At 65.2% G+C, this 581-nt stretch carries 1 protein-coding gene; it reads left to right on the top strand.

The annotated features are described in order from the left end of the window. Window positions 1–119 precede the first annotated feature (119 nt). A partial coding sequence (locus AC01Y6_RS11080) for a DUF4388 domain-containing protein (protein WP_476671584.1) occupies window positions 120–581 on the top strand: 462 nt, incomplete at its 3' end.

The raw sequence follows: 581 nt of genomic DNA, 5'->3' as shown, positions 1-581 counted from the left end.
AGACCCCGGGGGCCAGGAGGGAAGGAGGGCGGGGCGCACCAGCACGAGGAGCGATTATAGGGGTTTTCACAGCGCTTTCAAAGGGAGGGCGTAGCCTGCGATCTAGGAAGGAGGTGGCCATGGCCCTATTCGGAAGCCTGGATTCCATGCCCCTGGGGGAGCTTCTCTCCCTCCTCGCCCACAAGGAAGGGGCCCTGGAGGTTTGGAACCTTAAGGACATCCCGCCCACCACCCTTTACCTCAAGCCCGGGCACATCCGCTCGGTGGACCAGAAGGGCAAACCCCTGCCGCCCCTCGCCGCCAAAGCCACCCTGCAGGCCCTGCTCTTGGCCCGGCAGGGAAGCTTTGAGTTCTTCCCCGGGGCCAAGCCCAAGTACAAGGAACGCCTCAACTGGCCCACGGAAAGGGTACTCCTTTCCCTCACCACCTTGCAGGACGAGCTGGAGCGTTACCGCCCCTTCCTCCCTTCCCCCGAGGCCCGCTTCCGCCTCTCGGGAAGCTCCCCCGAAGACCCTCGCTACCAGGACTTCTTCCGGCTGGCCCTACCCCACCTCAAGCGGGGCACCTCGGCCAGGGAGCTT

It is taken from the genome of Thermus sp. (genome assembly GCF_056332225.1).
This window is presented reverse-complemented; position numbering and strand designations above follow the sequence as displayed.